Genomic DNA, 20,571 nt, shown 5'->3' with positions numbered 1-20,571 from the left:
TCTGTCGGCAGCAGGTGATAGATGGCATTTTAGCCACAGTTTGTAACCAATAGTTAACCTTCAGATGTGAAAAACTGTCCACTGATGCTGCCAAAGTGGCCGTGCGGCCTTAACGCCCTATCGTTTAAAGAGCCAGACCAGTACAATCGCCGCCAAACATTACGCGCCCCCCTTGGTTGATGACGGGAATGAACCCCGTCTCAGCGCACTTCGACTCGGGCCAAGCGCTCCATATGCTGCTGTCCACTTATTGCCAGATGGACCTTCCGCTTCTGACCGGGATGCATTTCCTGTGGTTCGAAAACCGGAAACGGGTACTGAATCGGTACTGCCGCACCCCTAGCTACTCTGAATGCTTCGCAGGAAAAACCTTTGATCTCTACAGCTAACATCACGATGCAGTTCGGCGCCAAGCCGCTATTCGAAAACGTTTCGGTCAAATTCGCCGCGGGCAACCGCTACGGCCTGATCGGCGCTAACGGTTGCGGCAAGTCGACTTTCATGAAAATCCTCGGCAACGATCTTGAGCCGTCCGGCGGCCAGGTCATGCTCGAGCCGAACGTGCGTCTGGGTAAATTGCGCCAGGACCAGTTCGCCTACGAAGAATTCACCGTGATCGATACCGTGATCATGGGTCACGAAGAGCTGTGGAAGGTCAAGGCCGAGCGCGACCGTATCTACTCGCTGCCGGAAATGACCGAAGAAGATGGCATGGCCGTTGCCGAGCTGGAAACCGAATTCGCCGAAATGGACGGCTACACTGCCGAATCCCGTGCTGGCGAACTGTTGCTGGGCCTGGGTATCGGCATCGAGCAACACTTCGGCCCGATGAGCGAAGTCTCCCCAGGCTGGAAACTGCGCGTATTGCTGGCCCAGGCGCTGTTCTCCGATCCTGAAGTGTTGTTGCTCGACGAACCGACCAACCACCTGGACATCAACACCATCCGCTGGCTGGAAAACATCCTGACCCAGCGCTCCAGCCTGATGATCATCATCTCTCACGACCGTCACTTCCTGAACAGCGTGTGCACGCACATGGCTGACCTGGATTACGGCGAGTTGCGCCTGTTCCCGGGCAACTACGACGAGTACATGACCGTGGCGACCCAGTCCCGCGAGCAACTACTGTCGGACAACGCCAAGAAGAAAGCGCAGATCTCCGAACTGCAATCGTTCGTCAGCCGCTTCTCGGCCAACGCCTCGAAAGCCAAGCAGGCCACGTCCCGCGCCAAGGCGATCGACAAGATCCAGCTGGCCGAGGTCAAGCCTTCGAGCCGCGTGAGCCCGTTCATCCGTTTCGAACAAACCAAGAAGCTGCACCGTCAGGCGGTCATCGTCGAGCGCATGGCCAAAGGCTTCGACGGCAAGACCCTGTTCAAGGACTTCAGCTTCCAGGTTGAAGCCGGCGAGCGCGTGGCGATCATCGGCCCGAACGGCATCGGCAAAACCACCTTGCTGCGCACCCTGGTCAACGAACTGACCCCGGATGCCGGCACCGTGAAATGGACTGACGCCGCGGAACTGGGCTACTACGCCCAGGACCACGCGCACGACTTCGAAGACGACTGCAACCTGTTCGACTGGATGGGCCAATGGACCCAGGGCGGCGAGCAAATCGTTCGCGGTACCCTCGGCCGTATGCTGTTCTCCAACGACGAGATCCTCAAGTCGGTCAAGGTCATCTCCGGTGGTGAGCAAGGTCGCATGCTGTTCGGCAAGCTGATCCTGCAAAAGCCGAACGTGCTGATCATGGACGAACCGACCAACCACTTGGACATGGAATCCATCGAGGCGCTGAACCTGGCGCTGGAGAACTACCCGGGCACGCTGATCTTCGTCAGCCACGACCGTGAGTTCGTATCGTCGTTGGCCACCCGCATTATCGAGCTCAGCCCTAGCGGCGTGATCGACTTCAGCGGTACCTATGACGACTACCTGCGTAGCCAGGGCGTTGTGTTCTAAAAAGCTGCCGAAACTGAAAAGCCCTGTCCTGGTGACGGGGCTTTTTGCATTTCAGGGTCTGATCGTTCCCACGCTCTGCGTGGGAATGCCTCAACGGACGCTCCGCGTTCGGCTCCAGAAAGGACGCGGAGCGTCCCGGGCTGTATTCCCACGCAGAGCGTGGGAACGATCAGTTCAGGAGAAAGTAGTTAGCCTGCTTTCTTTTATTTTGCGCCCACGCCATGATGCGGTTCTCCTACCGCCGCCCGCGAACGAGCCCTCATGTCTGTGCAGCAGCTGCCACCGCAAAGCTCCCTGGCGATCACCCTGCAGATCGTCTCCATCGTCTTTTATACCTTTATTGCCTTCCTCTGCATCGGTCTGCCAATTGCGGTGTTGCCGGGGTATGTCCACGAGCAGTTGGGTTTCAGCGCGATCATCGCGGGGCTGACCATCGGCTCTCAATACCTGGCCACCCTGCTCAGCCGCCCGATGGCCGGGCGTCTGTCGGACAGCATCGGCACCAAGCGGGCGATTGTTTACGGGTTATCGGGGATTGTGTTGAGCGGCGTGCTGACGTTGATTTCAACGCTGCTGCAAAGTCTTCCGTTACTGAGCCTGTTGATCCTGATCGCCGGCCGCTTGTTGCTGGGGATTGCCCAGGGCCTGATCGGGGTCGGCACCATCAGTTGGTGCATGGGTCAGGTGGGCACGGAACATACCGCGCGATCGATCTCCTGGAACGGCATCGCCTCCTACGGCGCCATTGCCATCGGTGCGCCACTGGGCGTGGTGATGGTCGGTGAACTGGGATTCGCCAGTCTTGGGATCGCGCTGTCGGTGCTGGCGCTCGCGGCGTTGGTGCTGATCCGAAACAAACCCTCGGTGCCGGTGATTCGCGGCGAGCGCCTGCCGTTCTGGGCGGTGTTCGGGCGCATTGCGCCGTTCGGCGCGAGCCTGAGCCTCGCCTCCATCGGTTACGGCACGTTAACCACTTTTATTACCCTGTATTACGTCAGCCGTGGCTGGGCCGGCGCGGCTTACTGCCTGACGGTGTTCGGCGTGTGTTTCATATTGGCGCGACTGTTGTTCATCTCCAGCATCAGCCGTTTTGGTGGATTCACCTCGGCCATTGCCTGCATGAGCATTGAAACGGTGGGCCTGGTGTTGCTGTGGCTCGCGCCTTCGACCGGTTATGCGCTGATCGGCGCAGGCCTGACCGGGTTCGGTCTGTCGCTCGTGTATCCGGCGCTGGGGGTCGAAGCGATCAAGCAAGTGCCCAATTCCAGCCGCGGGGCGGGGTTGAGTGCTTACGCGGTGTTTTTCGACCTGGCGCTGGCGATTGCAGGGCCGTTGATGGGCGCCGTGGCGTTGAACCTGGGGTATTCGTGGATTTTCTTCAGTGCGGCGTTGTTGTCTGTAACTGGTCTCGGACTGACGTTGTTACTGAAACGCCGCGCAATGGCCTGACACTCCTACAAGGATTTCTTATTGATCGGCAGTCTGCATTCCGGCGCGGGTCGGCTTGGCCAGTGCGTGTGAGAAAAAACGCCCGGCTTCGGAAATCATGTTGCGATGGATGTCTTTGCGATCGACGCCATCGGCATCGGTACACAGCGCCGGCATGGCGATGATCTGCTCTTCGTTGCACGGCGCCAGGAACACAAAGTGCCCTGCCCCCGCCAGCAACTTGAAGTCCGGTGCAATCGGCAGTTTGCGCGCCAGGGCGGCGGCATTCTTGTCGAACGCCACCAGTTTGTCGCCGTCGCCGCTGTAGAGCAGCACCGGCACATGTACGTCGGCCAGGGTATGGCGGCCAAACTTCAGGCTCAACGGCGCCATGAGCAGCAAGGCGCGAACCCGCGGGTCTGCCACCGGTTGCAAGTCATCACGATCCGCAATCAATTCGCCTTGGGTGTTGCAGGCATCGCGGTCGTCCGGGCGCTCCTGACAATAGCGGCGCAGACGGTCCAGGTCGGGTGTCGCGCCGGACAGAATCAGCGCCGTCTCCCCGCCCGCCGAATAACCGATTACACCGATCTGATCGGCATTGACGAAGGGCGCAAGCATTCGGTCGCCCAGCGTCGCGGTGATGGCTTCGGAAATCTGGATGGGTCGACCGTAAAGGTTACTCAACGTACCGAGGCGGCTGTGGTCCTTGGAGTTGTCACCGGGATGGATCACCGCCACCACCACAAACCCTTTGCGTGCCAGCGACGTGGCGAGGTCGTGCAAGGCCAGCGGGGTTCCGGTGTTGCCGTGGGACAGCATCAGCATCGGGAAACGACCGATAGCGACTCGCGTGTCTTCGCCCGCTTCGACCGTGTAGCCCTCGAGGAGGCTGGAGTGCTCCTTGTCGCTGGAAGGATAGAAGGCGATGGCGCGCATCGGCTGCAAATCCAGAGGGTCAAGAAAACTCATCTCATGGAAGCCGACGCTCCAGTGAGGATGCGGCGCAGGCGCGGCGTGCACCGAGTTCAGGCTGCTGAGCAGGCAAATCAGCAAGGTTGCACAAAGACGCACCATGGAAGGTTCCACCTGGCTACTGACCGGGGACGTTAACCCTCGACTGCATGACTCGGGCCACTATTTAATGAAATTCCAACAGCAAGAAACAGCCAGAAACAAAAAACTCCGTATCTGGCACTTGCGTGATCAGAATACAGAGTTTTTTGAGTGCTGCTCGAGCTGTTTGATTTTCTTTACAAAGGCCTTACGCGGCGGCGAACAACTGCTCGCTGATTTGCGTGTGCGCGTCGCTCATGGCTTTGGTGCGGACTTCGTCACCGTAGGCAAGGCCATGGGCACGGACGAACTCGAGGTCGGTGATGCCGATGAAGCCGAACAGCACCTTCAAGTACTCTTCGTGAGCCACGCCAGTCGCCTGACCGGCATGCAGACCGCCGGAAGTCGATACGATGACGACTTTCTTGCCACCGCACAGGCCCTCAGGACCGGCTTCGGTGTAACGGAAAGTCTGACCGGCGACGGCGATGCGGTCGATCCAGGCCTTGAGTTGGGTCGGGATGGTGAAGTTGTACATCGGAGCTGCAATCACCACGGCATCGGCGGCGAGGAACTCGGCCAGGGTGGTGGCACTCAACTCGGCTTCGTGCTGCTGGGCGGCATTGCGCAGTTCAGCGGTGGTGCCGGCGGCGACCAGGGTCGTGGCGGAGAAATGGCTGATGGCATCGGCGGCCAGGTCGCGGTAGGTCACCACGGCCGTCGGCTCGGTGGTTTGCCAGGCTTTAACGACTTCGCTACTCAGCTGACGGGAAGCCGAGTTGTCACCAAGAATGCTCGAATCGATATGCAGCAGTTTCATGGGGGGATCTCCAGGTGAGGATCGCTACGTGGCGATCTGATGGGGAGAATCCTACAGGCGAAACCAATAGCTGATTAGACTGCAACAATGCGATAGTTCGTCCCACTGATAGAACAATCGAGCACCCTCCATGCAAGACCTCAATGATCTGTACTACTTCGCCAAGGTGGTTGAAGCCGGAGGCTTCGCCGCGGCCGGGCGTTTGCTCGGCATTCCCAAGTCGCGATTGTCGCGGCGCATCGCCGAGCTGGAAGAGCGCCTCGGCGCGCGCCTGCTGCAACGCACCACCCGACAACTGAAGCTGACCGCCGTCGGTGAACGTTACTTGCGGCACTGTCAGGCAATGCTGCTGGAAGCCGAAATGGCCGACGAAGCCGTGGCCAGTATGTCCAGCGAACCTCGCGGGCGGTTGCGGGTGTCCTGCCCCGTCGGGTTGGCCCACGAAATTCTGCCGACAGTGATCAGCGATTTCCTTGAGAAGTATCCTCAGGTTCAGCTTGAAGTCATGTTGCTCAACCGCCGCGTCGACCTGGTGACCGAGGGCGTCGATGTGGCGTTGCGGGTGCGTGATTTGGGCGATGAGGATCCGCTGTTGGTCACCCGACGTTTGCGTCAGGCGCAGATGGCGATGGTTGCCAGCCCCGGTTTTTTGCAAGGACGTGAAATCAATCACCCCGAAGACTTGAGAAACCTGCCCGTGCTCGGTGCCCTGGAAGCTGATCGCCTGGTGCATATCCGCCTGCTCGACCAACAGGGCAAAAGCTGCGACCTCACCCTCGAAGCGCGATTGGGCATCGATGACTTTATCGTGCGCAAGGCCTGCACCCTCGCCGGCCAGGGCTTTACCATGCTGCCGATGATGTATTGCGAGCAGGAACTGCAAGACGGCTCGCTGGTACAGTTGCTGCCCGACTGGTCGTTGCCTGGCGGCTGGCTGCAAGCGGTCTACCCTCATCGGCGCGGAGTGATGCCGGCCGTACGCGCCTGGCTCGACCATTTGATCGAATCATTCAATGCCTGCGGGGACCGACTGATATGAAAGCTGGACGTATGAGCGAAGAAGATGTCGCGCAATTCTGTCTCGCGCTGCCGGGTGCGCGGGAAGACTACAAGTGGGGTGGCGTAAGGGTGTTTTCGATTGCTGGGAACAAGATGTTTGCCTTGCAGAATCTGCGGGGCGAATCCCTGGCCTTCAAGGTCGACAAGGACTTGTTTCTCGGTCATTGCGACCGCCCGGGAATTCGCCCGGCGCCGTATCTGGCGCGGGCTCAGTGGATCATCATGGAAACGCCCTACCCGCTGGGCCGTGAAGAGCTGCAAGGTTTGTTGCAGCGTTCCCATCAATTGGTGGTGAGCAAGTTGCCCAAGCGCACCCAGGTCGGGCTGCTGCTTTAAAACAGCGCCAGCAGATTTGCACCCAGAAACAATTGATCGATCCAGAACACCTGATGCATCAGCACGATGCTCCAGAACACCAACTGATACGAGAGCTTGCGCGTCTTGTGACGGAACAGCTGCTGCGCCAGTAAGGCGCCCGGCCAGCCTCCGGCAAATTCCACCGCATGCAACACGTTTTCCGGCGTGCGCCAATGGTCAGCGCGCGCCTTGCGTTTGTCGCTCCAGTACAGCAAGAACGCCAGCAGGCTGACGACCCCGTAAGCCACCAGGGGAATCACCGAAACCCCACGCAGCCACAACGAGATCGAGCCAAACAGCGGCAACGCGCACAGGACCGCAAACACCAACAGTTTCAGCTGGAGATTGCGAATCACTCCTGAGGGCTTGCGTCCGGGGTTGTTGCGCGTGCTGCCATCATTCATGGCTTGACCGCGGTCCAGTCGACCCAGCCGAACTGCCAGGTGGCCAGGATGACCAGGCCGAACGCGATGCGATACCAGGCGAACGCCGCATAACTGTGACTGCCGATGAACACCAGCAAGGCTCTGACGGCAATCATCGCGAAGATGAACGCCGTGACAAAACCGATCGCGAACACCGGAAAATCAGACGGAACGAACAGGTCGCGATACTTGTAGCCCGAGTAAACCGCCGCAGCGACCATGGTCGGCATCGCCAGAAAGAACGAGAACTCGGTAGCGGTCTTGCGCGACAGCCCGAACAACAAGCCACCAATGATCGTGGAGCCGGAGCGTGACGTCCCGGGAATCATCGCCAGGCACTGGGCGAAGCCGACTTTCAGGGCATCTTTCCAAGTGATGTCGTCAACAGTTTCGGCATGCACTTCATGCTGACGCTTTTCGGCCCACAACATGACGATCCCGCCCACAACCAACGCCGTCGCGACAGTGATCGGGTTGAACAGGTACTCGTGGATCAAATCGGAAAAAATCACCCCAAGTACCACGGCCGGCATGAACGCAATCAACAGGTTCGCGGTAAAGCGTCGAGCGCTCGGCTGGGTCGGCAAACCGATGACCACATCGAAGATCTTGCGGCGGAACTCCCACACCACCGCCAGAATCGCCCCCAGCTGAATGATGATGTTGAAAGCGATGGCCCGTTCGCCACCGAAATTGAGCAAGTCCGCCACGATGATTTGGTGACCGGTACTGGAAATCGGTAAAAACTCCGTCAGCCCTTCTACCACCCCAAGTATCAACGCCGAAAAGGCAGTCCAAAGATCCATCAATCCCCCAAGAAGCAATGCGCTACGGCATGCCCCATTAATATTTTTTCACAACGTTGACTGCGGTCAGCGTCGCTGCTGCGCCGCACGCATAGAATCCGGACGAAACCATAAAAATTCCGTGAAAAATCGACTTGGATTCAGGTTTTTCCGCGCGGGGCCGAAATCCTATCAGACAAGTCTGATTAACGCTGCCGCGTTGTTGGACTTGGGTCGGATATGACCGATTGGCAAAGTGTGGTTGGATGCTGGCGATCATTTTTTACAAGAAAAAGAAACCGGAGTGACAGCGTTATGAACAGCTTGCGCAGTATGTCGATCAGCCGACGCTTGTGGCTCATCTTGATCGTGGCCGTCCTGATGCTAATGACGTTGGGCGTCTTGATGCTCAAGCAGATTCACGATGACCTTTACCAGGCCAAGGCCCAGAAAACCCAGCATGTGGTGCAAACCGCCAGCGGCATTCTGACTTATTACCATGGCCTCGAAACTGCCGGCACCCTCACTCGCGATGCTGCGCAGAAGCAGGCACTGAGCGCCGTTCGCGGTCTGCGTTATGACCAGAATGACTACTTCTGGATCAATGACCTGACGCCGGTGATGATCATGCACCCGGCCAACCCGAAACTCGACGGCCAGAACCTCTCGGCGATCCGCGACCCGGACGGTTTTGCCCTGTTTAATGAAATGGTCGCCGTCGCCAAGTCCAAGGGGGCCGGTACCGTTGACTATCGCTGGCCGAAACCGGGCGCCAGCGCTCCGGTAGAAAAAACGTCCTACATCAAACTCTTCGAGCCCTGGGGTTGGATAATCGGTTCCGGCGTGTATATCGATGACATGCAGGCCGAGTTCTATGGCCAGGTCTGGAAAGCCACATTCGTGGGACTGGTGATTGCGCTGATCATGGCGCTGCTGGTCATCCTGATCGCCCGCAGCATCGTGCGTCCCTTGCAGGAAACCGTGAACGCCATGGCCAACATCGCCAGCGGCGAAAGCGACCTGACCCGCAGCCTCGACACCCATGGCCAGGATGAAGTCACGCAACTGGCACGCCACTTCAACGCCTTCACCGCCAAGCTGCGGCTGGTGATCAAAGAACTGCAAGTGTCCGCCAGTGCCTTGGGCCAGTCTTCCAGCGAACTGGGCAACGACGCCGCCCAGGCCCAGCAACGCAGTCAACAACAATCCCAGCAAATGGAACTGGTGGCCACAGCCATTAATGAAGTGACGTATGGCGTCCACGACGTTGCGAAAAACGCCGAGCACGCCGCCAGTGAAATGCGCGATGCCGAGTCTCAGGCGCAGCAAGGCCAGGTCAATATCGATGGCAGCCTGCAACAGATCGACAAGCTGTCGTCGACCATCGATCAGGCAGTGGACGTGATTCGTACCCTGGCCGCCGAAAGCACGCAGATCGGCAGCGTTCTCGAAGTGATCCGTTCCATCGCCGAGCAAACCAACCTGCTGGCCCTCAACGCAGCCATCGAAGCTGCTCGCGCCGGCGAGCAAGGTCGCGGTTTTGCGGTGGTGGCCGATGAAGTGCGACTGCTGGCCCAGCGTACCCAAAAGTCCACGGCCGAGATCCAGTCGATGATCGAACGCCTGCAAAGTCACTCCGAAGCGGCGGTCAAAGTGATCGGCGACAGCAGCCGTGCATCGCAGTTGACCATCGAGCAGGCCGGCCTGGCCGGCGCCAGCCTGAATGCCATTGCCCAGGCGCTGCGCAACCTCAACGGGTTGAACGCCTCCATCGCCAGCGCGACCTTGCAACAGGCGCATGTGGTCGAGGACATCAATCAGAACGTCACCCAGGCCGCCGGTTTGTCCCACAGCACTGCGCTGGCCGCCGAACAGTCGAGCGTGGCCAGCGTCCACCTGAAGGAATTGAGTGAGCAATTGAACGGGCTGCTCAAGCAGTTCCGGGTGTAACGACGCCGAGCCTGCGTTCGGCGGTGTAGCAGCTGTCGAGCAGCGCGAGGCTGCGTTCGGCGGTGTAGCAGCTGACGAGCAGCGCGAGGCTGCGTTCGGCTGCAGAGCAGTCGTCAATCCTGCCTGCGAGTTTTTTCTGATGCACCGCGGTGTCTGATTTCACGAGTGCTTCGCAGCCGAACGCAGCCTCGCGCTGCTCGTCAGCTGCTACAGAGGATGCCGGTTCTACTTGGCCGCGCCTGCCGTTACAATCGCCCCCTCTTCGACTTTCCCCAAGGAACCTCCATGTCCGGGCTTGAACTGTTTGCCGCTGCCCTCGGTGTCATTGCCGTCTGGTTAACGGTCAAACAGAACCCTTGGTGCTGGCCGATCGGTCTGGTCATGGTGCTGCTTTATAGCTGGATCTTTTTTGAGGTAAAGCTCTACTCGGACATGCTCCTGCAAGTGATCTATGCCGCATTGCAGCTCTATGGCTGGTGGCAGTGGACACATGCGGGTGGCGCGCGACATGGTCGGCAGGTCAGCCTGCTCGACGGTAAATCAGTTGCTATCAGTCTGGCCATTGGCGCGGTCGGCAGTCTGTTGCTCGGCGCTGCAATGGCGAACTGGACCGATGCTGCACAACCCTGGCTCGATGCGGCACTCACTGGCTTCAGCCTGGTGGCGCAGTTATGGATGGCGCAAAAACGCGTTCAATGCTGGCCGTTGTGGTTCACCCTGGACATAATTTTCGTCGGGCTGTTTATCTACAAAGGCCTGTACCTGACTGCCGGGCTCTACGCGCTGTTCGCCGTGATTGCCGTGCAAGGCTGGCGGGAATGGCGGGCCGATCTGGCGCTGCGCACATGAAAGTCCTGGTACTCACAGGCCCCGAGTCCAGCGGCAAGAGTTGGCTGGCAGCCGAGTTGCAACAGCATTTCGGCGGGATTCTGGTAGACGAATATGTACGCTGGTTCATCGAACAAAACCCACGAGACACCTGCCTCGCCGACATTGCGCAAATCGCTCGCGGACAGCTGAAATGGGAAGACGAGGCACGCACCGGGCTGCCGCATTTGCTGATTCTCGACACTCACTTGCTGAGCAACATCCTCTGGAGCCAGACCTTGTTTGGCGATTGCCCGACGTGGATCGAGCAAGCCTTGCTGGCACGGCACTATGACCTGCATTTGCTGTTGAGTCCCGAAACCGTGGCCTGGCATGACGACGGACAACGTTGCCAGCCGCAACTGGCAGAACGTCTGGCATTTTTCCAGGCCAGCCGCCAATGGCTTGACCTGCACCATCAACCTTTCCAGGTGCTGCAAGGTGACTGGCAACAACGCAAGGACGCAGCATTCGAGGCTGTGACGCACTTGCTCAACACCTGAGCGCCCCCCACCGCTCTGCCGCAAATGTCCATTACTGAAACACCCTCCCCCGAGCAAACCCGCGTACTAAAGCGGTTCAAGCATTCCCGCAAGAACATGTTAAGCCACCGATACAACCTGCCTTCTGCGCCGTTAGCGAGCAAATGCCGCCAGCCTGGACGGCATTTTCACGTAGCGATGTCTCGGCGGCGTTACAAACTTTTTTGACTCTATCAACAAATAAAGCCAACTAACTGTTTTCAAAAGAAAAACCAAAACCGGCACACCTTCTGCTCTCTCCCTCGCAACGCTGATAAGGGCCAGCGTTCCACTTACAGAAGGAATTGCCGTCGTGGGGAAATTTGATAACAGCATTTATGGCCTCCTGCTGATCGGATGCGCACTGGGCTCAAGTGTCTGCATGCCCGTACAAGCTGACAACGGCATCATTATTATCAAACGTGATGTCCAACCGCGCATGGCAACGCGTGCTCCGATAATTCCCGATCCTAGCCCCACGACCGCCAACGCCAACCCGTCCAAACAAATCATCAGTCAAACGAACGAGTTGAGCGATGGCGACTTTGCCGGTGTTGCCAGTGGTGCAGGCATCTCCCGCCTGGTCACTCAAAACACCAACAACCTGGGCGGCAATATCAGCAACCAGACCCAGCTTTCCAACCTCCCCGCCGGGCGCTCTGGAAATGCCGGAAACGGTATCGCCAACATGGTCAATTCAAGCGTCCAGCAAGGCCTGGGTGCTCTGAAAGTCATAACGGGAGACCGTTAAGATGAATCGTACGCTGCTGATTATCGCCATGTTTTGCAGTGCATCGACCTTCGCCCAATCTCCCGTCATCAATAACGCCAACATCGACGGCTCGGGCACGCAGTACCAGGGCAACCTCGCGGTCAACCAGGCTGCCGGCGATCTACAGCAACAGGCTAACGCCCGGGCCATCGCCGCTGGCCATGGAGCCAATGCGACCACGCAGATTCGCCAACGGCTGCGTACGGTGGTCGACCCCAGGATCGATGCGCGATCCAGCATTCAAGGCGACTCCTTCAGCCAGGGCAACGGCGTTCTGGGCGTCAACCAGAGCGCGGGCGCCAGCAACCAGCAGGCCAATGCCCTGCGTATAAGCATCGGCACACAGCCGCAAAGCATCGACGACAGCGTCCTCAGGCAACAGAACGTGGCGCTGATCATCAACTCCGATCCAACTGACTCTGCACCAGGCTATCGCCAGGTCGCTACCAGCGATCAGGCCTTCACCGGTAGCCGTGGGGTGATCCAGTTGAATCAGAGCGCAGGGGTGGGAAACCGAACGGCCAACACCCTGAGCGTACGGGTCATGGATTGACCCAAACAGGTAGGTACAACACTTAACCTAAAATAAGTACGGAGAACCACCATGAAACCTTCGATGGCAATAAAACCTCTGGTTTTTGCAATCGCTGCGGTCTTGGCTGTTGCTGCACAAGCTGGGCAAAACGATCGGCGTGGTCACCATCACAACGGTGGCCATCACACCCCTCCTGCAAAAATGATCCCAATCAGCGCGACTGCCAATGCTAATGACAGACAGAGCAGTACCGGCAACCGCATCTGGAATGAAGGGGTAGAAAACTCAGCCGAGATGAGTAGTTCGGCCGCAGGCGCGAGCGGCAACGTCGGCGTCAACGTGGCGGCAGGTTCCGGCAACCAGCAAGACAACGCCGCCGCGATCGCTAACGCAGCCTCCGACAACGCCGCGATCGATAACAGCTTCGTGTTCGGCACTGCCAATGCCACCGCTGACGTCAGGCAAACCAGCAACCGTAACCGCGTCGACAACTTCGGCGTAACCAACTCTGCCGTGATGAGTGGATCCGCCGACGGCAGCAGCGGCAACGTGGGTGTCAACATTGCTGGCGGCGATCTGAACCAACAGAAAAACACCATGGCAATTGCCAATACCAATGCTCCACTCGGTAGCGCAAGAGCCACCGCCTCCGCCAATCAAGACGGTCCTGGCCTGATAGTGAACAACACCGCTGACCGGACCTACCGCGTGGATACCATTACGGTTACCAAAACCGCTAGTGGTAGTGCCTCTCGCGAGAAGTCCTTCGAGGCTAGTGGCAGTCAAAGCGCTTCTTCGAGCTGGGCTGCGGCCGGTTCCAAAAGCTCCGAAGCCAGCGGTTCGCTTAGCATTGATGTAAGCGGTTCATCCGCCAGCGCTGCAAGTGGTTCCAACAGCAGCGCTGCAAGCGGTTCCAACAGCAGTTCTGCGAGCGGATCCAGCAGCAGCAGTGCTAGCGGTTCCAACAGCAGCAGTGCTAGCGGTTCTTCGAGTGCATCCTTGAGCGCTTCCTTGGGCGCTACTTTGGACGCAGAGGCGGCGGCTTCCAGGTCCACTACCTACAATAATGGCTTTGGCGATCGCACCCGCAGCAGCAGTTCCGAGGCATCGCTTAGCGCATCGGTTGACGCAACACTTGATGTAGCGGTAGACAGATCGTACGACCGTTCGCGCGATTCCTCGTTCGACCGTTCACGCGACTCCTCGTACGACCATTCCCGTGACTCCTCGTACGACAAATCGCATGAATCCTCGTACGACAAATCGCGCGAATCGTCGTTCGAGAAAGCGTTCGATGCTTCGTTCGAGAAATCGACCGCGTCCTCGTACGATAAATCGGGCAGCAAGTCGTCCGAATCTGAGTACGCCAAAGCGGGAAGCTGGAGTGAAAGCAGCTCATATGATTTGAGCAACACCTACTCCTATCAAGTGCTGACTCCAACTGGCTGGGCCAACCCTGTGACCAACACTGCAACCCTGAGCGGTTCGGTGAATGGGGGCAGTGGCAACCTGGGCGTCAACGTAGCTGCCGGTGTGGGCAACCAACAAAGCAACTCGCTGGCCATTTCCAACCAGTCGTTCTGATTGCTGTCTCTGGAGGCCCCCTTACGGGGGCCTTTTTCAACACCACCAGAAGGCATCCCGCTATGCGCATTATCGCCTTGGCGTTCCTGCTTTGCGTGGCCAGTGTTATCGAGGCTGCACAACTGCCGCTTTCCGTCCTGCCGGGTGGCGGGTTGGTATATAAGCCGATCCAAAGCATTCGTGAGCGCAAGTTTTCCGACCTGGTACAGCAGAAAACCGACTTCAGTTGCGGCGCAGCGGCGCTGGCGACGATATTGCGCCAGGCCTATTGGCTGGATGTAGACGAAGAACAAATCATCGAAGGCATGCTGGCCCACTCGGATCAAGACCTTGTCCGCGTCCAGGGCTTCTCCATGCTCGACATGAAGCGTTACGTGGAAAGTCTCGGCATGCGGGCCCGTGGTTACCGGGTAGCGACGGAAACGTTGAGCGAAATCAAAATTCCGGTCGTGGTACTCATGGATATCCGTGGCTACAAACATTTTGTAGTCATGCAACGGGTTCATAACGGCTGGGTATACATCGGAGATCCGGTACTCGGTCATAAACGTTACAAAGTCGAAGACTTTGTAAAAGGCTGGAACGGCATCATCTTTGCCGTCATCGGCCAGGGCTACGACAAAACCAATGCGTTGCTCGACCCACCCCTGCCACTGACCGCCAAGAACCGCATCAACACCTTCAGCCCGGTGCAAGACGCAGAGTTGATGGATTTCGGATTCATCCAAAGCGACTTCTTCTAATAACAAGGGAGCACGACGCTTCCGGGAGCATTCCAATGAAGACTCCGATCTGGCTGGCCGTGGTTTGCCTGGCCGCCAGCCTGCCGACCCAGGCACAAACGTTCAAACCCATTGAACTCAAGGATCACGAATTGGCATCCCTGCGCGGCCGCTATGTCATGCCGGGGCGGATCATCAGTTTCGGCATCGTCATGACCAGCACTTGGCAAAATGCCAACGGTGAAGTGATCGGGGCAACGTCCTCGATGCAAATTCAACAATCGACCATCAAGCCACAGTTCTATGTGTCGATAATCAATGAAAAAGGTTATGGCTCAGCGAGCTCGCAAGGCACCGGCACCGTCACTGGCGGCGACGGCCTCAATACCACTGAAGGTGTCACTCAAGTCGTGCGTGCTGCCGGCGACCACAACACTGCCTACAACAACGTTGATATCAACGTCACAAGGTCTAATCAGGCGCCCACAACGCAACAGCAAGGACAGGCATTGGCCGCAGGCTCGACGCTGGCCGACGCCAATGGCGCGGGCTCGCTGAGCGTTTCTTCGACCGGTACGGGTATGCAACTCAACATCGTGGCCAACAACAACCAGGGCAATACGGTACAACGCCTGGGCCAGGGTGGGCTGATGCAGAACACGACTTTGCTCGGCGCTGATAACCAGGTCCGAAACCTCACGTCCCTCAATGTCGTGCTGCGTGACAACGTGGCGACAGCCGGCTCGCTGAACGGCAATCTGGACCAGCTCAAAGGTCTTCGCACCCAGGGATTCTGATCTACGCTCAGTCTCATCAGATGAAGTCAGAAGGGACGGCTAACCCATGCACCGATCGTTTACGTTCAGAGCTATCGTTTGTTTGAGTAGCCTGGCCCCGGCGACACTGCTATACGCAGCACCGGACCCCCAGGTCGAATTATTAAAACAAGAACTCATGGAGTTGAAACAGCGTTACGAAGCACAGCAGAACGCATTGATGGTACTCGAGCAACGCGTTCGCCAAGTCGAAGAAACACCTGCAACACCTGCTCCCAAACGCCTGACCAAATCCCCCGCCGAAACGCCAAAGGGTGGCCAGACGCTGGCCGCTGGTGCGCCGGGAACCACAGGCAGTTCATATGGCCAGTCGCTCAAGGATGATTCGGAGCCTGCGCAAAGCGTTTCCAACCTGTACGACGAAGCCAGCGGCTTCTTCGGTGGCGGCAAATTCAGTTTCGAAACCGGCGTGACCTACACGCACTACGATACCCGTGCATTGGTACTCAACGGCTTCCTGGCACTGGACTCGATCTTCCTCGGCAACATCAACCTCGACCGTATCAAGGCGGATAACTGGACCCTGGACCTGACCGCCCGCTACAACACGGGACAACGCTGGCAGTTCGACATTAACGTCCCCGTGGTCTATCGCGAAACCACGTATTCCTCCGGCGGCGCTGGTGGCGCCGCCAACGGGGTTTCAGACGCGACGGTTACCCGCGACCCGGCGATCGGCGATGTGAACGTTGGCGTTGCCTACAAGTTCCTGGATGAATCGGCCAACCTGCCCGACGCGGTGATGACACTGCGCGTCAAGGCGCCGACCGGGGATGACCCTTACGGCATCAAACTGGTTGAGGTCCCGGGCAACGATAACCTCGCAGTACCCGAAGACCTGCCTACCGGCAATGGTGTCTGGGCGATCACCCCGGGTATCTCGCTGGTCAAGACCTTCGACCCAGCCGTGCTGTTCGGCAGCCTGTCCTACACCTACAACATTGAAGACTCTTTCAGCGACATCAGCCCTCAGGTCAACGCCAAGGTGCCCGGTGACGTGAAACTGGGCAATTCCTGGCAGGTCGGCGCCGGCATCGCTTTCGCCTTGAACGAGAAGATGAGCATGTCGTTCTCGTTCACCGACCAGTTCGCCCGCAAGAGCAAGATCAAGCCGGACGGTGGCGATTGGCAATCGATTACCAACAGTGATTACAACTCGGCCAACTTCAACATCGGCATGACGCTGGCAGCAACCGATAACCTCACGATCGTTCCCAACCTGGCCATCGGCCTGACCGACGACTCGCCAGACTTTTCCTTCAGCCTGAAATTCCCGTATTACTTCTGATTCGGCACCCACAAAAAACCCGCATTTTCAGCGGGTTTTTTGTTGATCCTGCAATCGCTCAACGTATCTGATGCTTGTGCAACAACCGGTAGAAGGTAGGCCTGGAGATCCCCAGCACCTTGGCGGCGATGCTCAGATTATCGCTATGGCGGTTAAGCACATCGCACAGGGCCTGGCGCTCTGCCCGGTGCTTGTAATTTTCCAGCGTGCCCATCGGCGCGGCAATGACATGCTGGCTGATCAGGCCCAGGTCTCGCGCTTCGATCTGCCGGCCTTCGGCCAGTACCAACCCGCGACGTACCCGGTTGGCCAGCTCGCGCACATTGCCCGGCCAGTCATGCTTGCCCATGGCAATCAACGCGTCTTCACTGAAGCTGCGCGGACGGCGGCCGGTTTCATGGCTGTAGAAATGGGAAAAGTGGTTGGCCAGCATCGACAGATCGCCATTGCGCTCACGCAAGGGCGCGGTCGCGACCTGCAACACGTTGAGGCGGTAATACAGATCTTCGCGAAAGAGCTTCTTCTCGATCGCAGCCTCAAGATCGACATGGGTCGCGGCCAACACCCGTACATCCACGGGTATCGGCTGACTGCCGCCTACCCGCTCGATGTGCTTTTCCTGGAGGAAACGCAACAGGTTCGCCTGCAGTTCCAGGGGCAGATCACCGATTTCGTCGAGAAACAGCGTGCCGCCGTTAGCCGCTTCGATCCGCCCGATCTTGCGTTGATGGGCGCCCGTAAAGGCCCCCTTCTCATGGCCAAACAATTCGGACTGGATCAAGTGTTCGGGAATTGCGCCGCAATTGATCGCGACAAAGGGTTTGCTGTGACGTTGGGATTGTCGATGGAGCGTGCGTGCGACCAGTTCTTTACCGGTACCGCTTTCACCTCGGATCAATACCGGAGACTCGGTGGGCGCCAGCTTGCTCAGCAACTTGCGCAGTTCGCGAATGGGTTTGCTGTCGCCAAGCAGTTCGTGTTCAGGCGAATCAATGTGAACCGTGCCTTGCCCACGCAGGCGTGCCATCCCGAATGCCCGGCCCAGCGTCACCTGAACCCGGGATACATCGAATGGCAAGGTATGGAAATCGAAGAACCATTCGCAGACAAAGTCTCCGACATTCTGCAAGCGCAGGACTTCCTGGTTGAGGACGGCGATCCATTCGGTACCGCTACGGCTGATCAGCTCTTTGACGGCTTCCGGGTGTTCGAGGTGAAAAGGTTGCAAACGCAACAGGCCGACATCACAGGTTTTATCGGCAACATTTTCCAGGGTACAGCTGTCAACATCCCAACCCACAGAGCGCAAACCCGGCAGCAGACGATAACAATCGTCGCAAGGGTCCACTACTAACAGACGTCGTAAGGCAGGCACTTCGATCATGACTGTTCCTTGGCGCCAAATTTATGAAATATTATTAAAAACAGTCGTTTGGCGGATCTGGCTGTAACGTTAGCAATAATTTGACGTGACCTTGTATCGTTTGACTATAGAGCGGTTGCGTTATTAGTTATAAGAAGCGACTTGGTTAGTTACCTAACGAGTCATTCCTTTCATTCAGCTTTCAACGCCTGTCCAAATCTTGAACCCATCAAAGAAAGTTGATATTTCTTTTAATTGTATGTGACCCGCCCCCCGGTTGCGGGCATCAGTACAAGTAACCAGCCGAACGGTAAGCCCAACCGACGGCACATCACTTGATTGGGCATACAGAGAGAAAACCCCATGAACGCCCCGCTCCGCATCAACGAAGCTCTTTTGATTGCCGACCGCGCATTCCAACCGTTCCAGTGCGTGGCCTGGGCCCCACAAGATGGTAATGGCGAACTCTGCCTGACCGTTATCGACCGCACCAATACCCGCAGCATCGGCCGCAAGCAGATCCCAAGCAGCGCCTATACCGATCCTGCGCAACTTGAATGCCTGCTTGAAGCGGCACGTGCGGAATTGAGCGAGGAGGGTTACAAACTCCAATCGTGGTCAATGCCACACTAAGCGTTTTTGCGGGTTACCAAAGGGTAGCCCGCGCCCTCCCCCGATTACTTTTCGAAACTGCACACGCCTAACTACTTGGCAGGCTTCTCAGTGGGTCGAAAAGACACTGTTCTGGCACACAGCGACCCTCCGCCTGTTAGTTATGACAGTTGTGCATTCAGCCGTTCAGGGATTGAATGTTTCCTTATACAGTCGCCACCCAAACTCCCGGTTCAGGACGACTCGCAAGGAGCTGCGTGCATGTCAATCCAGACCGCGTTTGCATTACCGGCAACCCTGAGTGACGCCGGCAAACTTGATACAGCCTTCGCCTCGTCCGGCAAAACCCAAGTGTATTTCGCTGGCAGCCTTTCAAGCATGGCCAACGGAGTTGCGATTGATTCAAGCGGCAGATTGTTAGTCGCAGCGAAGGTCGGAACGCCAGGCGGCAGCCGCTTCGGCCTGGCTCGCTTACTCGAGGACGGCTCGGCGGATCTGGCGTTCGGCAACCAAGGCAGCGTCATCGGGCAATTTCAACACGGCTTTGAAGCCATGGCCGGCAAAGTCCAGGTACTGGCCGATGGGCACATACTGGTAGCCGGCCTGCATTACGAAAATGCTCACCGGACAGTGCCCGCCCTCGCCCTGTTTGATCAGCATGGGCGGCCGGCACAATGTTTTGGCGACAATGGCCGCTGCGTCGTGCGTCTGCCGGGCGATCTTTCCCAAGGCGTGCGTGACACCTGGCTCCCCCCCGGCGTACCGGGCGCAGAAGCCTGTGATGTCTGCGTGCAGAAGGATGGCCGGATCCTGCTGCTGGCCAATCATCACTTCGAACTGTCCGATCATGTCGGCATGCTGATACGGCTCAACACCGACGGCTCGCTGGACAACACCTTCAACGGTCGTGGCTTCGTGATTGCCAGGCACTTGTTGATGAACACCTGGCTCAGCAGCCTGATAGTGCAACGAGACGGCCGGATCCTGGTGGGCGGCTCGATCAACTTTCCTGAAGAAGGTCTGTTGGCCCGCTATCACATCGACGGCAGGCTCGACGATTGTTTCGCCGTGGATGGTTTCATGACCTTCAAGGCACGTGGCTATAGCGCTCAGGTCAGCCAGATCGTCCAACACGAAAACGGTGATGTGCAGTGCTTTGGCAGCAGCCGCGACCCGATGCACTGCCTGGCACTGAAAATACACAGCAACGGGCGCCCGGACATTCATTGCAATGGAGGCCAGGCCCAATTGCTGGAAATCGGCCACAGTGGCTGCCAGTGGACCGACGCAACGGCACTGCCGGACGGCAGCGTGGTGACGGTCGGAGCCACGATCGGCGGCGTCGAGGCGGATTTCATTCTGGCGCGACATCTACCCGACGGGCATCTCGATCGCAGCTTCGGCAATGGCACCGGTTGGGTTCGCACCCGCCTTGGCCGCAGCCTGGATACCGCGACTTCAGTGGTCATGCAGGCCGATGGAAACATTGTCGTAGGCGGTTATTCACTCGATGGCAATTATCGGGCGGTTGTCGCGCGCTATCTGGGATAGGCCCGCACAATATTCTTGCACTTGATCTTCCCTTGCTCTTACGGCAAGTTGCGCGCTTCTTAATACAAGGAGTAGCCG

The 20,571-nt window shown here is 58.0% G+C and carries 22 protein-coding genes; 15 read left to right on the top strand and 7 right to left on the bottom strand.

The features are described from left to right. Positions 1–372 precede the first annotated feature (372 nt). Positions 373–1,962, top strand: coding sequence for an ABC-F family ATPase (locus tag AC3WP4_RS02655; protein WP_074876433.1), 1,590 nt, complete (start codon positions 373–375; stop codon positions 1,960–1,962). 261 nt (positions 1,963–2,223) lie between these two features. Next, positions 2,224–3,411 carry an MFS transporter gene (locus tag AC3WP4_RS02650; protein WP_074876431.1) on the top strand — a complete coding sequence of 396 codons (1,188 nt, stop codon included), beginning with the start codon at positions 2,224–2,226 and terminating at the stop codon, positions 3,409–3,411. Positions 3,412–3,429: 18 nt separating this feature from the next. Here AC3WP4_RS02650 and AC3WP4_RS02645 read toward each other — a convergent pair whose 3' ends face one another. After that, the gene (locus tag AC3WP4_RS02645; protein ID WP_074876429.1) at positions 3,430–4,467 is read right to left on the bottom strand and encodes an alpha/beta hydrolase family protein; all 1,038 of its coding nucleotides are present in this window, start codon (positions 4,465–4,467) and stop codon (positions 3,430–3,432) included. A gap of 187 nt (positions 4,468–4,654) precedes the next feature. Then, positions 4,655–5,266, bottom strand: coding sequence for an FMN-dependent NADH-azoreductase (locus AC3WP4_RS02640; RefSeq protein ID WP_102614739.1), 612 nt, complete (start codon positions 5,264–5,266; stop codon positions 4,655–4,657). A gap of 130 nt (positions 5,267–5,396) precedes the next feature. Here AC3WP4_RS02640 and AC3WP4_RS02635 point away from each other — a divergent pair, with 130 nt between their 5' ends. Both AC3WP4_RS02635 and AC3WP4_RS02630 read left to right on the top strand, forming a co-directional pair. Then, positions 5,397–6,305, top strand: coding sequence for a LysR substrate-binding domain-containing protein (locus tag AC3WP4_RS02635; protein ID WP_074876427.1), 909 nt, complete (start codon positions 5,397–5,399; stop codon positions 6,303–6,305). Next, positions 6,302–6,661 carry an MmcQ/YjbR family DNA-binding protein gene (locus AC3WP4_RS02630; protein WP_076031196.1) on the top strand — a complete coding sequence of 120 codons (360 nt, stop codon included), beginning with the start codon at positions 6,302–6,304 and terminating at the stop codon, positions 6,659–6,661. The genes AC3WP4_RS02635 and AC3WP4_RS02630 overlap by 4 nt, the downstream gene beginning before the upstream one ends. On the opposite strand, the gene AC3WP4_RS02625 is transcribed toward AC3WP4_RS02630, so the two are convergent. Then, positions 6,658–7,086, bottom strand: a complete 429-nt coding sequence (locus tag AC3WP4_RS02625; protein ID WP_102614740.1) for a DUF1294 domain-containing protein — start codon at positions 7,084–7,086, stop codon at positions 6,658–6,660. The genes AC3WP4_RS02630 and AC3WP4_RS02625 overlap by 4 nt on opposite strands. Continuing rightward, complete coding sequence (locus tag AC3WP4_RS02620) at positions 7,083–7,913, bottom strand: undecaprenyl-diphosphate phosphatase (RefSeq protein WP_074876421.1); 831 nt, start codon at positions 7,911–7,913, stop codon at positions 7,083–7,085. Before AC3WP4_RS02620 ends, AC3WP4_RS02625 begins: the two co-directional genes overlap by 4 nt. 294 nt (positions 7,914–8,207) lie before the next feature. Between AC3WP4_RS02620 and AC3WP4_RS02615 the strand changes: the two genes are divergently transcribed. Continuing rightward, entirely contained in the window at positions 8,208–9,842 is a 1,635-nt protein-coding gene (locus tag AC3WP4_RS02615) for a methyl-accepting chemotaxis protein (protein ID WP_102614741.1), read from the top strand. Here AC3WP4_RS02615 and AC3WP4_RS02610 read toward each other — a convergent pair. Next, positions 9,823–10,005 carry a hypothetical protein gene (locus AC3WP4_RS02610; RefSeq protein WP_146011583.1) on the bottom strand — a complete coding sequence of 61 codons (183 nt, stop codon included), beginning with the start codon at positions 10,003–10,005 and terminating at the stop codon, positions 9,823–9,825. The genes AC3WP4_RS02615 and AC3WP4_RS02610 overlap by 20 nt on opposite strands. 122 nt (positions 10,006–10,127) lie before the next feature. Between AC3WP4_RS02610 and pnuC the strand changes: the two genes are divergently transcribed. Together pnuC and AC3WP4_RS02600 are read left to right on the top strand one after the other, a co-directional pair. Further along, a complete protein-coding gene (pnuC, locus tag AC3WP4_RS02605) occupies positions 10,128–10,691 on the top strand; it encodes a nicotinamide riboside transporter PnuC (RefSeq protein WP_074876417.1) in 564 nt (187 codons plus the stop codon). Beyond that, positions 10,688–11,212 carry an AAA family ATPase gene (locus AC3WP4_RS02600; protein ID WP_102614742.1) on the top strand — a complete coding sequence of 175 codons (525 nt, stop codon included), beginning with the start codon at positions 10,688–10,690 and terminating at the stop codon, positions 11,210–11,212. Before pnuC ends, AC3WP4_RS02600 begins: the two co-directional genes overlap by 4 nt. Positions 11,213–11,344: 132 nt before the next feature. On the opposite strand, the gene AC3WP4_RS02595 is transcribed toward AC3WP4_RS02600, so the two are convergent. Further along, on the bottom strand, positions 11,345–11,566 hold the full coding sequence (locus AC3WP4_RS02595; protein ID WP_146011582.1) for a hypothetical protein: 222 nt from the start codon (positions 11,564–11,566) through the stop codon (positions 11,345–11,347). On the opposite strand from AC3WP4_RS02595, the gene fapA reads away from it, so the two are divergent. The 6 genes from fapA to fapF all read left to right on the top strand — a co-directional run bounded on the left by fapA (position 11,544) and on the right by fapF (position 16,967). Continuing rightward, on the top strand, positions 11,544–11,981 hold the full coding sequence (fapA, locus tag AC3WP4_RS02590) for a functional amyloid chaperone FapA (protein ID WP_102614743.1): 438 nt from the start codon (positions 11,544–11,546) through the stop codon (positions 11,979–11,981). The two genes, AC3WP4_RS02595 and fapA, sit on opposite strands and share 23 nt — an antisense overlap. A 1-nt stretch (position 11,982) precedes the next feature. After that, a complete protein-coding gene (gene fapB, locus AC3WP4_RS02585) occupies positions 11,983–12,555 on the top strand; it encodes a fibril amyloid subunit FapB (RefSeq protein WP_076031202.1) in 573 nt (190 codons plus the stop codon). Positions 12,556–12,606: 51 nt separating this feature from the next. Further along, a complete protein-coding gene (gene fapC / locus AC3WP4_RS02580) occupies positions 12,607–14,121 on the top strand; it encodes an amyloid-like fimbrin subunit FapC (protein ID WP_102614744.1) in 1,515 nt (504 codons plus the stop codon). A gap of 62 nt (positions 14,122–14,183) precedes the next feature. Next, complete coding sequence (fapD, locus tag AC3WP4_RS02575) at positions 14,184–14,864, top strand: fibril amyloid maturation endopeptidase FapD (RefSeq protein ID WP_074876407.1); 681 nt, start codon at positions 14,184–14,186, stop codon at positions 14,862–14,864. Between the two features lie 35 nt (positions 14,865–14,899). After that, positions 14,900–15,640, top strand: coding sequence for a fibril amyloid subunit FapE (gene fapE, locus AC3WP4_RS02570; RefSeq protein ID WP_102614745.1), 741 nt, complete (start codon positions 14,900–14,902; stop codon positions 15,638–15,640). Positions 15,641–15,686: 46 nt separating this feature from the next. Beyond that, positions 15,687–16,967: a fibril amyloid transporter FapF gene (fapF, locus tag AC3WP4_RS02565; protein ID WP_102614746.1), complete on the top strand. Its 1,281-nt coding sequence runs from the start codon at positions 15,687–15,689 to the stop codon at positions 16,965–16,967. 58 nt (positions 16,968–17,025) lie between these two features. Here the strand turns inward: fapF and AC3WP4_RS02560 are convergent, their stop codons facing one another. Beyond that, positions 17,026–18,351 (bottom strand): sigma-54 dependent transcriptional regulator, encoded by a 1,326-nt coding sequence (locus AC3WP4_RS02560; RefSeq protein ID WP_102614747.1) that lies wholly within the window; start codon positions 18,349–18,351, stop codon positions 17,026–17,028. Between the two features lie 342 nt (positions 18,352–18,693). Here AC3WP4_RS02560 and AC3WP4_RS02555 point away from each other — a divergent pair, with 342 nt between their 5' ends. Next, a complete protein-coding gene (locus AC3WP4_RS02555; RefSeq protein ID WP_074876399.1) occupies positions 18,694–18,963 on the top strand; it encodes a hypothetical protein in 270 nt (89 codons plus the stop codon). A gap of 240 nt (positions 18,964–19,203) precedes the next feature. Further along, entirely contained in the window at positions 19,204–20,493 is a 1,290-nt protein-coding gene (locus AC3WP4_RS02550; RefSeq protein WP_102614748.1) for an NHL repeat-containing protein, read from the top strand. Positions 20,494–20,571 lie beyond the last annotated feature (78 nt).

The organism is Pseudomonas sp. FW305-20, from assembly GCF_058788075.1.
The sequence above is the reverse complement of the archived record's forward strand: the minus strand, read 5'-3'. Positions and strand labels throughout refer to the sequence as shown.